The sequence below is a fragment of the Parasphingorhabdus sp. genome, from assembly GCF_039977335.1.
Taxonomy (GTDB): domain Bacteria; phylum Pseudomonadota; class Alphaproteobacteria; order Sphingomonadales; family Sphingomonadaceae; genus Parasphingorhabdus.
Genome location: NZ_JBDWDI010000001.1, coordinates 561,868 through 576,097 on the forward strand (window position 1 = coordinate 561,868; position 14,230 = coordinate 576,097).

Consider the following 14,230-nt stretch of genomic DNA (forward strand, 5'->3'; position numbering starts at 1 on the left):
AACCACTGCTTTATCCACTATTTCTGAGCGCAGTTGCAATAGCATTGAGCGACAATTGTATGCCTTCACCAATCCGCGAATCTTCTTCTCCGGCGCGGAGGCGTTTCATCAGCTCGATCTGCAAGTGGTTAAGCGGCTCAATATAAGGCAAGCGCAGCTCGATACTGTTGAACAGGGAAGGGTTCTTCGCGAGCAGATGGGGCTGGTCTGTAATTTCCAGCAAAATGTCGCGGGTTTGTTCCCAGCTTGAGCGGATGCGATTGAAATAGCCCTCTCGCATGGTCTCGTCCTCAACCAACTCGGCGTAGCGAGCGGCTATCCCCATGTCAGATTTGGCGAGGACCATTTCCATATTGGACAGGCTCGCCTGAAAAAAGGGCCAGCTTTGCGCCATATCTTTGAGTTTCTCGACATCATCAAAAGCGGCTAGCGCCTGTCCGACACCATACCAGCCCGGCAGCATCACTCGCGCCTGTGCCCAACTGAATACCCAGGGAATGGCACGTAAATCTTCGATCTTGTCGCTTTTGGTCCGACTGGCAGGGCGCGATCCGATTTTCAGTTTGGCAATCTCAGTGAGCGGCGTCATCTGGCGAAAGAAGGTCCGGAAACTGTCGTCACCATAGACCAGATCACGATATTCAGCGAAGGCCGTTTGAGAAATTTCGTTCATCGCATCGGCAAAACCGGCCTGAACTTTCTCATCCGATGGATCGGGTTCTAGCGAACGCAGCAAAACAGCCGAAGTCATCGCTTCGAGATTGGCCTCCGCGACGCCCATGGTTCCATATTTCGCGGCAATGACTTCGCCTTGCTCGGTGATCCGGATGCGTCCGTCGACTGTGCCTTTAGGCTGCGCCTTGATCGCGCCAAAAGCCGAACCGCCCCCGCGACCTACAGCGCCGCCGCGGCCGTGGAAGAGTTGCATTTTTACACCGGCTTTCTGGAATACGGGCGTTAGCGCTTGGCTCGCCTTGAACAAGCTCCAGGTGGAGGTCAGATAGCCGCCATCCTTGTTGCTGTCAGAATAGCCGATCATCACTTCCTGTGCGCCGCGTGCGCGGGTGAGGGTGTGCATTTCCGGCAAAGCAAAGAAGTCGGTCATGACCTGCGGTGCGTTTTCCAGATCGGCGACGGTTTCAAACAGAGGCACGGCCATAATGGGGCAGGTGGGGGCTGCTTTTTCATCTGCCGATGCGCGGTAGAGGCCTGCCTCCATCAGCAGAACATATACTTCCAATATGTCGGATACGGTCTCGCCATTGCTGATGTTGTAATTGACGATAACTTCAGGCCCATATTGGTCATGCGCCTCGGTCGCCGCACGCAATATGGAAAGCTCTTTGGCTGTCTCTTCGCTATAGTTGATCCATGGGCTTACCAATGGGCGGTTATTCGCCAGTTCCTGCCGCAGGATTTTGACGCGGGTGTCTTCATCGAGCGAAAGATAATCTGCCTCAACGCCAGCCTCGGCGAGTAATTCGGCAACGACGCGCTCATGAATGCGACTATTTTGGCGCATATCGAGTGTGGCGAGGTGAAAGCCGAATAGCTCGACCGTTCGGATAAGACGTCCCAAGGCTCCTGAGGTTGCAAATACACCCTTGCCGCCGGAACGCAGACCATGTGCAAGCGTGACAAGGTCTTCACGCAATTGCTGCGGATTCTCATAAGGCTCGGCCATAATTGGCGAGGGTCGTCCGGGAACGTGACCGCATAATTTCAAATGCGTGGCGGACAGGCGCGCATAAATGCCGGACAGTGCCCGGCGATAGGGTTCGTCCTTGCGGCTTGGCGCATCATCACCGCTGGCTTCAGCTAAGGCGACCACTTCTGCCGGTACATCAGCCAGCTCAGTCGAGATGCTGAGTTCGGCCCCCATGGCGTGGATGCGAGCAAGATAATAGCCGATGACGGTCTCTGCAGCACGCGACAAAGCTTCGCGCATGGCATCGGCGTCGACAAACGGATTGCCATCGCGGTCACCACCGATCCAGCTGCCAAGTCTCAGGAAATTGGGCAGGCGAGCGCCGAGGACTTTTTCCCATTTGCCATAGAGTTTCGGCAACACGGGCAGGAATACATCGCGCATATAGCTTTGCGAAATCTGCACCTCATCGGTCACAAACAGGCGCTCGCGGCGCAGTGGCCGGGTCTGCCAAAGCAGCGCGATCTGACGCATGATCGCTTCATCGAGCACGTCACCTTCGGGTGTATTGTCTGCCCCGGCATCTTTCATCAGCAGCAATTCAGCAATGCGTGCCTTGTGATCGATCATACTCTTACGCCGCACCTCGGTGGGGTGAGCGGTCAGCACCGGGGCGATCAGGGCATCATCGAGCAATGCCAAAATCGCTTTTTCATCGACCCCTTCGCTGGCCAGTTTTGCGATGGCCTCGGCAACGCTGGCGCCTTCTTCTGCCGCGACGCCCTGGCGATCCTCAGCAAGATTGGCGAGCAGAGAAAAGAGCATGAAGCCGCGTACAAAGGCGGTAGTCTCATCGAGTGAAAGCGCATCCAAACCCGGATCAATCGCATCTGCATCGGCCAGTCCGCGATGCCGATCAACACTGGTCGAGCGGATATATTCGGTGCGGCGATATAGTTCTTCGCCGCCATAGCTGCGGATCACATCACCCAGCAATTTGCCGAGATATTTAATGTCGGGATTTTGGCGCACAACCAGTGAGGGTGTTGCCGATGAATCATTGGGGAGGTTATCAGTCATGACGCGTTGCTGCACCGCTGTGACAACGTGGTCAAGAAAATCTGGGGCCAAAAGGGAAGAAATTACTAGTTCTCGTTCAGCACCTTATATTTTGAACCGATCAAACCTGATGGGAAGCTCTCGGTTTCGATATGGTCCAGTTTGATATCAGCATCCAATGCGCCAAAAAGCGTTAGCCCATCGCCGATTAAAACGGGCACCCGCGTCAGAACTATATCGGATATCAGGCCGGCGCGGAGAAAGGATTGAATGATCTTGCCGCCATCCACATAAGCCTTGCTCCAGCCTTCCTTATCCAGGGTTTCCATCAACGCATCGGGCGTCTCATTTGAGATACGGACCTTGTTTTTCAGATTTTCCGGAACATCTTTTTCGGTCAATCGGCTGCTCATGACGATCACTGGTCCCTGATAGGGCCATTCGCCGAATGTCAGGACTTTTTCAAACGTACCACTGCCCATGATCAGCCCGTCAACCGATTCCATGAAAGCGTCATATCCATGGTCTTCATCGCCGGTATCATATGCCATCAACCAGTCGAGATCGCCATCTTTACGGGCAATAAAACCATCAATACTGGTGGCAATGAACACATGGCCCGTTACCATATTTCTTATCCTTCCGATGCTGCCCCGGGGAATGAGTGGGCAATATATCATGAAGAGCATCACTCAGGAAGGCGTGATCCCCGGCTTAGCGATGAGCCGTGCAGCATAGAAAAAAGCCCGTCCTCTTTCGAAGGCGGGCTCTTTTTTCACGATTATCTGATCAGCTTGAACTTGAACCGTCCTGCTGCTCGGACCAAGGGCCTTTTGGTTTTTCAGCTTTTGACGGCGCAGGGTTTGTCGTTTTTGGTTCAGCGATTTTCTTCGATTTCGCTTTCGCCGGTGCGGCAGCCATTTTCGGTTGCGCCTTTGCTGGAGCTTCTAGCGGAGCCGCTTCGAGAGAAGCCGCCTCAGCCGCTGTTGCTCCGCTGATTAAGCTGTCCAGCGACGATCCGTCCAGACCAAGTTCTTTCATCAGCCCGTCAATAACCGGTGCCTGTGCCCGGTAGGATAATGCAGCGGCGACAGCGTCGGTGGCAAGATTGCCGCCTCCACCACCATTTGCGCCTCCACCATTGCCGGAGCCGTTTCCGCCTCCACCATTTTGGGTGATGCCGTCAACCTGTACGATCTTGATAGAGTCGATAGCCTCCATCGGTTTCGCCGATTCCTTGACCACTTCAGGCAACACGTTGAGCAAGGCCAGTTTGGTCTGCAGTGATATCTGATCGGATGACAGGATATTGGCTGCTTCGTTTACGGCCCGTTGACCAGCGGCTTCTACTTCAAAACGGACCCGAGACGCTTCGGCGCGTAATTTCTCGGCCTCGGCTTCGCCTTCTGCATCCAGTCGGATCGCGGCAGCACGGTTTGAAGCCGCTTCTTTTTCAGCCTCTGCCTGCACCTTAACACCAATGGCTTCGCGTTCTGCCTGTTTCGATGCCTCGATCAGTTCAATGCGCTTGTCGCGGTCAGCAACCTCGGTTTCTCTTGAGGTCGTGACTTGCTCTTCAGCTGCCACGGCTTTGGCGCGCGCTTCATCAGCTTCGGCCTTCGCCTGACTTTCTTCGCGACTTTTGTTCTGGATCGCGATTTGCTGCTCTTGCCGGGCAATTTCGATCGCTTGCTCTTGGGCGATGGAGGCTTCCTTGACGGCGCGATCGGCTTCGATCTGCGTGGAATCGATCTTTTGTTTCGCGGTAATCCGGGCTTCTTCCGCTTCGCGGTTGCGAACAGCCTGCTCACTCGCAACTTCAGAGGCCTGTTCAGCACGTCGCATTTCGACTTCCCGTTCCTGTTCGAGCCGCGCAAATTCATTGTCACGTCCGATGGTGAAGCTGCGTTGATCCGCTTCCAGGTTTTTGCTCTCAATTTGAACCCGGGTATCCTGCTCAATATCGTTCCGCGCTTTTTTGCGCAGTTCAATCTGTTCGGTGAGCTTGGTCAGACCCTCGGCATCGAAAGCGTTATTGGCGTTGAAATGCTCAATGCTCGTCTGGTCAAGGCCGGTCAGAGATACGGATTCCAGTTCCAGACCGTTCATGGCTAGATCGGCGGAGCTGGCTTGTTGCACCTTCTGGACAAAGTCGGCGCGCTGCTCGTGCAGTTCGTTCATTGTCATGCCTGCAGCAACCGAGCGCAGGGCGTCGACAAACTTACCTTCGACGAGATCCTTGAGGGATTCGGGCTGCATGGTGCGCAGGCCCAAAGTCTGTGCTGCCATAGCCAGGGACCCTGCATCCGGGCGCACGCGGACGTAAAATTCCGCCTTCACATCAATCCGTAATCGGTCGAGCGTGATAAGCGCATCAACATTGTTGCGCTCCACGGCTAGCCTGACCGTGTTCATGTTGACGGGCATGGTTTCATGCAAGACCGGCAGCACCATGGCACCGCCGTTCATTACAACTTTTTCACCGCCAAGTCCGGTTCGGACAAAGGCGATTTCTTTGGTTGCGCGCTTATAGAGCCGAGTAATGATCAACCCGAAAATGAGCAGGGTGACAAAAATAATGCCGGCATAGACGGCGAGGGAAACAAGATTCTCAGTCATATTTTTCTTTCTTTTTTGAGGTGCAGCGCGCGGAATATACTAGAGGACAATCTGGCGGATTTCCCGGGCGGCACTGATTTGAGGTTGAATATTTAGTTCGGGTTCATTCGAGAAATTTGACGGTATCAGGCGAAATGATTTTGAATGTACCTTCCTCTCGGCGAACAAGAAGAACCTCCTCCGCCTGACGAAAAATCTCGCCTTCATTGGCTGGTTCGACCATCACAAAATGGCCATGGCCGTGCAGATCAATAACCTTGGCGCGGGCTGGAGACCCAGTCTCCGCTTTGCCAATTTCGATTTTTCCGCGCCGCCCCACCAGCATATCGATATCAATTGCCGTGGTTTCATCACTGGGAATGACCCGTGATAAGGGACGTGCCAACAAACCAGTAAGCGGCAGGGAAACGGCAGCCGCCGCAGGAACGGCGAGCCATGGCGTGAGAAGCCATCCGAACAGATTGCTGTAAAACTCCTGACCAGCCAGTCCGATAATACCGAACAAGGCCAGAAAAAGCACAAGCAGCATGAGAAATGGCAAACGACCAAATCCCAAAAGAGAGAGCAGGCCCTGGCCAGCGCCATCTGCGCCAGCTTCGGCAATATCAGCGTCGGGATCCATGTCGGTGCCGAAATCCGGCCCAAAATCGCTTAATCCAACAAGCTGTAATATTCCGATGGCAAACATGAGAAGGATGGCGGCGCTAAAAAAAATATTCTCATTCGCCAACCAAAATTCAATCACGCAAAACCTCTCCTCTACCTTAATATAGGATGAATAGTTTGGGTTTCAAGGTGTTGAGCCAGAAATTCTATCAAAATAAAAAGGATGATAAACGTTATAACAATTTATTCTTCAGGAGAATTAATCTGTTCATCCTTCTAGTTCAATATCCCAATAGAGCCAGTCATGCCATGTATCATGGAGGAAATTTGGCGGGAAGGCGCGACCATGTTCCTGAAGCTGCCAATTGGTCGGTTTGATCGGCCTGTTCGAAAGCTGCATATGCGCTTCTTTCGGCGTCCGGCCACCTTTTTTCAGGTTGCAGGGCAGGCAGGCGGTGGCAACATTTTCCCACGTCGTGCGGCCTTTCTGGCGACGCGGAATGACGTGGTCGAATGTCAAATTATCGAGGCTGCCGCAATATTGGCAAGAAAACTTGTCACGCAGGAACAGGTTAAACCGGGTGAAGGCGGGGTATTCCGACGGCTTCACATAGTTTTTCAGCGCAATCACTGATGGAATTTTCATGTCGAGATTGGGGCTATGGACTTCGCGTTCATAGCTTGAGACAATATTCACCCGGTCCAGAAAGACCGCCTTGATCGCGGTCTGCCAAGGCCACAGGCTTAGGGGATAATAGGATAGCGGCGTATAGTCAGCATTCAGCACCAGTGACGGGCAACTTTCGGGATGCCGCAACAGGTCGGGATGATACATAGTCTAACTACTCCCTTAGTCTTTGACTGTCCGCCCTTTATCCGCAAGAACATGACATGGTCATTACAACTGACATGCAAAGAACATTATCTGCCCTATGACGTCAAGAGGGTATGTCAGCCAAGATATTGTGGTCCGCTTTGCGCCGAGCCCCAACGGATTGTTGCATTTGGGCCATGCTTACGCCGCTTGTGTTGCCCATGATTATGCGCGGGAACGAGGCGGAAAGCTGCTGCTCAGGATCGAGGATATCGATAGCGGACGGAGCAAACCGGAATTTATCGAGGCGATATTGGCCGATTTGCGATGGTTAGGACTGGACTGGGATGGCGAACCAATTTTTCAGTCTCAGCGGCTGGATAGCTATGCGGAAGTGGCCAAGCAGCTAGACAGGGAGGGATTGCTCTACCCGTGTTTCTGCACGCGATCTTCGATGCGGGCTGTTCAAGAGAAGGAAGCTTTGGAGGAGGGGCCGGACGGTCCGATTTATCCTGGAACCTGCCGAGGCCTTGGTAGAGATGAGGTTGCCGAAAGGATGGAACGCGAAGCACATAGTTGGCGGCTGGATGTGGAAAAGGCAGTTGGCCTGACAGGCGAGCTAACCTGGCATGATGATAGGCAGGGGCAGCAAATTGCTGATCCAATGGCACTAGGGGACGTTGTGCTAATACCCAAAGATACGCCGGTCAGCTATCATCTGGCTGTTACTCTGGACGATGCGCGAGATGGGATAACCCATGTAGTGCGCGGAGAGGATTTGTTCGCTTCCACCCATATCCACCGGTTGTTGCAAGCCTTGCTGGGTTTGCCGACCCCAATTTATGTGCACCATCCGGTATTGCTGGATGAGACCGGCAATAAGCTGTCGAAAAGCCGGGATTCTGCATCTTTAGCCGTATTGCGGGAAGACGGTAAGAATGGCTATGCATTAGCCAGTGATTTGAGGGAAAATATTTTCCCGGTTGGAATCACTCTGTCGAAGGACTAGTTATCGATTATGAGCTATTTATTGATATTGGCGATTTTGTTGGCCGCCGGTTTTGTTGTTTATGCTTTGGTCCGCGGACTCATCGCTTTTGTTAACATGGAACCGGAAGATGTTGATGCTGACGGGGTGACCGCATCCCACAAGAAACAGAATGAGATGATGTTTGCTCGGGTGAAATATCAGGCAATAGCCGTGGTCCTGGTGGCTTTGCTGCTGTTGCTTGCTGGCGGTCAAAGTTAAGACCACAGCAATGGTCAAGCTCAACAAGATATATACAAAAACTGGCGATGACGGCACAACCGGTTTGGTCGATGGGTCGCGCATAGCCAAAAATGATGCACGTATGGCCGCCATTGGCGATGTCGACGAGCTCAACAGCGCCCTTGGTGTTGCGATTTGTGAAGTTATCGATGCGGAATTGGCAAAGTCACTGCGTGTGATTCAAAATGACCTGTTCGACCTCGGTGCCGATCTCGCCACACCAGCAGGTGAGGGTGATGACTTTACGCCTTCGGACATGGTTTTGCGTGTCACGTCTTCGCAGGTCGAACGGCTTGAAGGCGAGATCGATGCGGTCAACGATCATCTCGATCCCTTGACTAGCTTTATTTTACCGGGCGGTGAAAAATCGGCCGCAGCCATTCATCTGGCAAGGGCCATTGCGCGGCGTGCGGAACGAACCGCCGTGGGCGCTGCACAGGTGATGGCGATTAATCCGCAGGCATTGGCCTATATCAACCGGCTGTCGGACTATCTCTTTGTTCTCGGTCGGATGCTTAATAATGGCGGTAAAGCCGACATCCTATGGGTTCCTGGCGCATCGCGCTAACAAAGCAGCACATCGCCTAAACGCACCGCAAACGACAAATTTGCACCTTGTCGGCGCAAATATAAGCAGTTGACCCTAAGGTCGTTCGCTCTATGTTCTAAAAGCATCGAACAAATTGACGGAGTAGGACTGATCTCTCGCCAAGCCGAAACCAAAACGACTACGCCGACGACCGTATTAAATAATGCTCGAAAGCGGGATTTGGCGGACAGGTTTGAAACCATCCGATCGCATAGTGTTTCATTAATTGCTGGACTAAGCGATGCTGATACTACCGCCCAGTCAATGGATGATGCCTCTCCTGCAAAATGGCATCTGGCGCATACAAGCTGGTTTTTTGAAACCTTCCTACTGCGCGACAATGTTGGGGGCTATAATGTCTTTGACGAAGCTTATGCCTATTTGTTCAATAGCTATTATGAAGCCGAAGGCGAACGGCATGCCCGGCCGGAGCGCGGCCTTTTAACCCGGCCATCATTGCAAACTGTGCTGGACTACCGTGCACATGTCGATGCCGCGATGGTCGAAGCAATGGGAGGTTTTTCTGCGGCATTGCTGGACCTTGTTGAGCTCGGCCTGCACCATGAGCAGCAGCATCAGGAATTACTGTTAACCGACATATTGCATTTATTCTCATGTAACCCGATCGGCCCGGCGTTACTTGAACCCAAGCCGCGGCCCGCGATTATCGATACTCCGCTCGGTTGGATTGAAGGTGCGAGTGGCGTTCAATCCGTTGGTCATAACGGGAAAGGGTTTGCCTTTGATTGCGAAGGCCCCCGACATGAAGTGATGGTGCATCCCCATATGATCGCTGATCGTCCGGTAACGAATGGCGAGTGGCAGGCATTTATTGCTGATGGAGGTTACACAGATCCGGTCTATTGGCTGTCCGATGGCTGGTCCTGGGTACAGGAACAGAAAATCCATACTCCGCTCCACTGGCGGGAGCGAGATGGCATCGTCGAAGAGTTTACCTTGCAAGGCTGGCGCGAGCTGGTTCTATGTGCGCCCGTCCGTCATATCAGCCTTTTCGAAGCCGATGCCTATGCTTCCTGGGCAGACGCTCGGCTCCCGACCGAAGCGGAATGGGAGATTGCGGCAGAAAATGGGTTGCCGGGCATTGGCAGTGTCTGGGAATGGACGGGCAGCGCCTATCGTCCTTATCCTGGGTTCAAGGCAGCCGAAGGCGCAGTTGGTGAATATAATGGCAAATTCATGTCCGGGCAGTTTGTCTTGAAAGGTGGCAGCGTGGCGACATCGCCCGGCCATATTCGAAATAGCTATCGTAACTTCTTCTACCCCCATCAGCGTTGGCAGTTTACGGGCCTGCGTCTTGCGAAAGATATCTGATCTAAGGATATCTGATCTTTAACACTGACCGCCAAGGACGGTTTTCTCATGGATATGACAATTAGCCGGGTTGATCCGGCGTTTCGCGATGACGTTCGGCGCTGCTTTGAAGAGGAAAGCCATGCCATTCCAGCGCGATGGCTCTATGACCGTGCGGGTTCGGAACTATTTGAACAGATCACGGAACTTCCTGAATATTATCCCACGCGCACCGAAACCGCCTTACTTGAAAGCTATTGTGGCGACGTGGCTGATAGGGGCGGCAAAGGCCGAGCTGTAGTCGAATTCGGTTCTGGTAGTTCGACCAAGACTCCTCATTTATTACGCGCGACACAATCCGCCGCCTATGTTCCGATTGATATTTCAGGTGAGTTTCTGGCTGCCAGCGCAGCACAACTGCAAGACCAATTTCCGCAACTCCCCATTTACCCGCTTGAGGCTGACTTTATGCGGCGGATAAATTTGCCGAATGAGGTTGCTGAAATGCCAAAGCTTGGCTTTTTTCCGGGTTCGACCATCGGTAATATGGTCGCACGAACATCGGTCGATTTGCTGCGTTTCATGCGCGAAACATTGGGTATCGGGTCACAATTACTCATTGGCTTCGATCGGGTCAAAGATCCGGACGTCCTCGTTGCAGCCTATGATGATAGCGCCGGAGTAACAGCGCAATTTTCGCTGAATCTGCTCCACCGGATCAATCGCGAAATGGATGGCGATATCGCGGTGGATCAATTCCGCCATATCGCCACTTGGAATGATCTTTATGCAAGGATTGAAATATATCTCGAGGCGCAGTCGGACGTCAGTTTCTCGATTGAAGGACGCCACCATCAAATGACGAAGGGTCAGAAAATCCATATCGAGAACAGCCATAAATATGGCTTGCGTGATGCGCGGTTGATGTTGCGGGCTGGTGGTTGGTCACCTGTAAAGGAATGGAGCGATGAAAAAGACTATTTTTCGCTGATCCTTGCAGAGGCGCATCCTCACAAAAATGCACCCTAGTTAGGCCTTAACGCCGGAATGTCTTTATTGACTTTCGAGCTCGTTTTGGGCGGCCAGCTCTTCGGCCTTTTGATATTTGGCGCGCCAGGTTGTGATCCACTCATAGGCTCCGCGACATTCCTGCATCCCGCTTGATTCGATCAATCGGAATTTCTCTCCGTCCCAAATGAAGCTCTCCGCACTGCCACAATCGCCAATTCCTCGTCCTTTGGCGAAGCTGCTTAAAATCTGACGATTTTCTTCCCAATGCGCGTTGACCAGCAAAGGTGGTCGACCTTCTCCATTCCACGCCGGTTGCAGGTCATAGGTCGCGGGGCGGAAGGCCCAACTCGCCCCTTTTTTCTCATCGCCTCTGATTTCGCCAATATAGGCAGCGCTCGAAAAATTATAGGCACCGGAACCGCAAGACATCAGAATCAATGCACGATATCGGCCGTCTTTTTGGCCCAACGGAAATATTTGATCCTCGACCACCCCAAATCTCTCGTCCTTGCAGGGCGAATTCTCAACCAGATCTACAATTTCGGTAGTAGCGGGGATCCGCTTGGCCGGGGTCCACGGGTTGACGGTTATGACCGGGACTTCTTTTTGGATCGGCCGGAATGTACGCCGGCCTTTAGCGACCAAAGCGGTTGGCGTACGGGCTCTGCGCTGTTGCTGATCAATATATCGGAGCGCCGCAGTAGAGCCTGCCAAGGAGATTTTTGTCAGACTGTCTCCATTCAGAGCCTGAACTTCTAATTTTCTACCACGAGCAATGGCGGTGGCTACTTTTCTAGCCTTTTTCCCGACAATCTCAATCGGATAATCGCCCTCGGCCATGGCGCCGGTATCGACAACTCTACCGTCAACAACCACCTGATAGCGTTCAATAGCTGTGACCTGCAACAGTACCCGTATTTTCAATATGTCGTCTGCGCCAGCCGTTCGGACAATAGTTATGGGTCCGCCCCATTCTTTGAAGCCTCCCCTCACATCATCAACTAAAGAAATTGCCTGACAATCGCCCCCATTGTCACAGCCTACCGACCAGTCCTTAAAGACTTTAACTTCTCCTGGAACGGGAACCGGCTGCGCATCGCCGGTCGTTGTTGCTGCAAGTGCTATAAGCGCAATAGTGGAAATAATAGGGGACATAATTGTAATCTAGCCAGTTTGCTCGACAATCGCTAGTGCCTTGTTACATCAGCATTAACAGGCAGGTTATGATAAGGAAAAGGGACGGCAAATGAAATCAATCGGTATCATTGGATCAGGGCAAATGGGTGCAGGAATTGCGCAGGTTTCCGCGCAGGCTGGATATCATGTTTATCTGTCCGATATGAACCAGGAGATAGCTGAAAAGGGCAAGGCTGGCATTGCCAAACAATTGTCGCGATTGGTCGAAAAAGAGAAAATTGAGCAACAGGCCGCACAGACCGCTCTTGACCGAATTGAAACAATCGGCTCGCTCGACCCAATGGCAAGCGCCGACATCATCATTGAGGCAGCCACCGAGCGGGAAGACATCAAGCGCCAAATCTTCGGAGCGGCTTCCGAAATCCTGGGTCATCAGGCGCTATTGGCTACCAACACATCTTCCATATCCATTACCCGGCTGGCGCAGGCGGTCAAAGATCCGTCCCGTTTCGTTGGTGTGCATTTCTTCAATCCAGTCCCGTTAATGGGCTTGGTTGAGGTTATTCGCGGACTTGCGACCAGCGACCAGAGCGTCGCTGTGGCGAACAGCTATGTGAAGGCACTCGGCAAGCAAGCCGTATTGGCCAAAGATTCTCCATGCTTTGTAGTCAACCGGATATTGCTGCCCATGCTGAACGAAGCATTTTTCGCACTGGGCGAAGGCACGGCGTCGATGGAAGATATTGATCGCGGCGTGCAACTTGGCCTCGGCCATCCGATGGGACCAATCACATTGGCGGACATGATCGGGCTCGATACATTGCTCGAAATTCTTCGCGTGCTGCAGAATGACTTTGGTGATCCCAAATATCGCCCAGCACCAATATTACTGAAATATGTGGAAGCCGGTTGGCTTGGCCGCAAAACCGGTAAGGGCTTTTATGATTACTCAGGTGAAGTGCCGACGCCTACAATGTAAACTGGCAATGTAAGCTGGATGAAATGGAGACGATGCGATGAGCGATGATATCAGGGATTTTCAGATCGATATTCCGCAGTCGGCATTGGACGATTTGCAGACCCGTCTGGCGATGGTTCGTTGGCCTGATCCAGAACCGGTAGACGACTGGTCGCAAGGCATTCCTCTGGCCTATGTTCAGCAAGTCACTGATTATTGGCGTGAAACTTATGACTGGCGGCGTTGTGAAGAGGCGCTCAACCAATATCCCCATCATATGACGGAAATCGACGGGGTGGATATTCATTTCATGCATATCCGCTCGCCCGAAGCGAATGCGCGTCCGCTGATTATGACTCATGGCTGGCCGGGCTCAATCGTCGAATTTTTGGATGTCATTGGTCCGTTGACGGATCCCGTCGCCCATGGGGGTGATGCAAAGGACGCCTATCATCTCGTTATTCCATCGCTGCCGGGATATGGCTTTTCCGGAAAACCGGCGGAAACTGGATGGAGCGTGGAGCGGATCGCGCGGGCCTGGGATGTGTTGATGGTGCGGCTGGGCTATGATCGTTATTTCGCGCAAGGTGGCGACTGGGGCGCGTTGGTGACATCGGCCATGGGCGTTCAGAATATCGGCCATTGTGCGGGTATCCATATCAATCTGGTCGTCGTCGGGACACCGCCGGAAGAGGTAATGAAAAATCCGACATCAGCGGAGCAGGCCTCGCTGGTGCGGTTCTCGGACTATCAGACACAGGGCGGTGGCTATGCCGAAATCCAGCGCACCAAGCCGCAGACATTGGGCTATGGTCTCGCAGATTCGGCCGTGGGGCAAATGGCTTGGGTGCTGGAGAAATTTCAAGGCTGGTCTGATGGCGCGATGACGCCTGATGACAGTTTTGACCGTGATCGCCTGCTCGACAATATCATGATTTATTGGCTGAACAATGCTGGAGCATCCTCTGCCCGGCTGTACCTGGAAAGCTTCGGCAATCCCAATGTAGACCCCGTGCACCTTGCGACAGGTTGCAGCATTTTTCCCAATGAGATTATGGCGCCCTCTCGCCGCTGGGCGGAGCAACGGTTCAAAAACCTCCAATATTGGGGTGAAGCGGACAAGGGCGGTCATTTCGCTGCCATGGAAGTGCCGGAACTGTTCCTCAGCGAAGTGCGTGGTTGTTTTGGCCAGATGGACCTGTAACGCC

At 52.9% G+C, this 14,230-nt stretch carries 13 protein-coding genes; 7 read left to right on the forward strand and 6 right to left on the reverse strand.

What is annotated here, in order from left to right; genetic code table 11:
* Positions 1 to 10: 10 nt before the first annotated feature.
* The 5 genes from ppc to ABJM21_RS02740 form a co-directional block, all read right to left on the reverse strand.
* Complete coding sequence (gene ppc / locus ABJM21_RS02720) at positions 11 to 2,728, reverse strand: phosphoenolpyruvate carboxylase (RefSeq protein WP_348302934.1); 2,718 nt, start codon at positions 2,726 to 2,728, stop codon at positions 11 to 13.
* A gap of 65 nt (positions 2,729 to 2,793) precedes the next feature.
* Entirely contained in the window at positions 2,794 to 3,336 is a 543-nt protein-coding gene (locus tag ABJM21_RS02725; protein ID WP_348302933.1) for a dihydrofolate reductase family protein, read from the reverse strand.
* A gap of 160 nt (positions 3,337 to 3,496) precedes the next feature.
* Positions 3,497 to 5,326, reverse strand: coding sequence for a flotillin domain-containing protein (locus ABJM21_RS02730; RefSeq protein WP_348302932.1), 1,830 nt, complete (start codon positions 5,324 to 5,326; stop codon positions 3,497 to 3,499).
* A 103-nt stretch (positions 5,327 to 5,429) separates the two neighbouring features.
* The gene (locus ABJM21_RS02735; protein WP_348302931.1) at positions 5,430 to 6,071 is read right to left on the reverse strand and encodes an OB-fold-containig protein; all 642 of its coding nucleotides are present in this window, start codon (positions 6,069 to 6,071) and stop codon (positions 5,430 to 5,432) included.
* A gap of 129 nt (positions 6,072 to 6,200) precedes the next feature.
* A complete protein-coding gene (locus ABJM21_RS02740; protein WP_348302930.1) occupies positions 6,201 to 6,767 on the reverse strand; it encodes an HNH endonuclease in 567 nt (188 codons plus the stop codon).
* A 97-nt stretch (positions 6,768 to 6,864) separates the two neighbouring features.
* Here ABJM21_RS02740 and gluQRS point away from each other — a divergent pair, with 97 nt between their 5' ends.
* The 5 genes from gluQRS to egtD all read left to right on the forward strand — a co-directional run bounded on the left by gluQRS (position 6,865) and on the right by egtD (position 10,945).
* Complete coding sequence (gene gluQRS, locus ABJM21_RS02745) at positions 6,865 to 7,755, forward strand: tRNA glutamyl-Q(34) synthetase GluQRS (RefSeq protein ID WP_348302929.1); 891 nt, start codon at positions 6,865 to 6,867, stop codon at positions 7,753 to 7,755.
* A 9-nt stretch (positions 7,756 to 7,764) separates the two neighbouring features.
* Complete coding sequence (locus tag ABJM21_RS02750) at positions 7,765 to 7,995, forward strand: hypothetical protein (RefSeq protein WP_348302928.1); 231 nt, start codon at positions 7,765 to 7,767, stop codon at positions 7,993 to 7,995.
* A 10-nt stretch (positions 7,996 to 8,005) separates the two neighbouring features.
* A complete protein-coding gene (locus ABJM21_RS02755; protein WP_348302927.1) occupies positions 8,006 to 8,584 on the forward strand; it encodes a cob(I)yrinic acid a,c-diamide adenosyltransferase in 579 nt (192 codons plus the stop codon).
* A gap of 201 nt (positions 8,585 to 8,785) precedes the next feature.
* On the forward strand, positions 8,786 to 9,937 hold the full coding sequence (egtB, locus tag ABJM21_RS02760) for an ergothioneine biosynthesis protein EgtB (RefSeq protein ID WP_348302926.1): 1,152 nt from the start codon (positions 8,786 to 8,788) through the stop codon (positions 9,935 to 9,937).
* A gap of 48 nt (positions 9,938 to 9,985) precedes the next feature.
* On the forward strand, positions 9,986 to 10,945 hold the full coding sequence (gene egtD, locus ABJM21_RS02765) for an L-histidine N(alpha)-methyltransferase (RefSeq protein WP_348302925.1): 960 nt from the start codon (positions 9,986 to 9,988) through the stop codon (positions 10,943 to 10,945).
* 24 nt (positions 10,946 to 10,969) lie between these two features.
* Here the strand turns inward: egtD and ABJM21_RS02770 are convergent, their stop codons facing one another.
* Entirely contained in the window at positions 10,970 to 12,082 is a 1,113-nt protein-coding gene (locus ABJM21_RS02770) for a DUF1176 domain-containing protein (RefSeq protein WP_348302924.1), read from the reverse strand.
* Between the two features lie 91 nt (positions 12,083 to 12,173).
* Between ABJM21_RS02770 and ABJM21_RS02775 the strand changes: the two genes are divergently transcribed.
* Together ABJM21_RS02775 and ABJM21_RS02780 are read left to right on the forward strand one after the other, a co-directional pair.
* Positions 12,174 to 13,043 (forward strand): 3-hydroxyacyl-CoA dehydrogenase NAD-binding domain-containing protein, encoded by an 870-nt coding sequence (locus ABJM21_RS02775; RefSeq protein WP_348302923.1) that lies wholly within the window; start codon positions 12,174 to 12,176, stop codon positions 13,041 to 13,043.
* 37 nt (positions 13,044 to 13,080) lie between these two features.
* Complete coding sequence (locus ABJM21_RS02780; RefSeq protein ID WP_348302922.1) at positions 13,081 to 14,226, forward strand: epoxide hydrolase family protein; 1,146 nt, start codon at positions 13,081 to 13,083, stop codon at positions 14,224 to 14,226.
* The last annotated feature ends 4 nt before the right edge of the window (positions 14,227 to 14,230 follow it).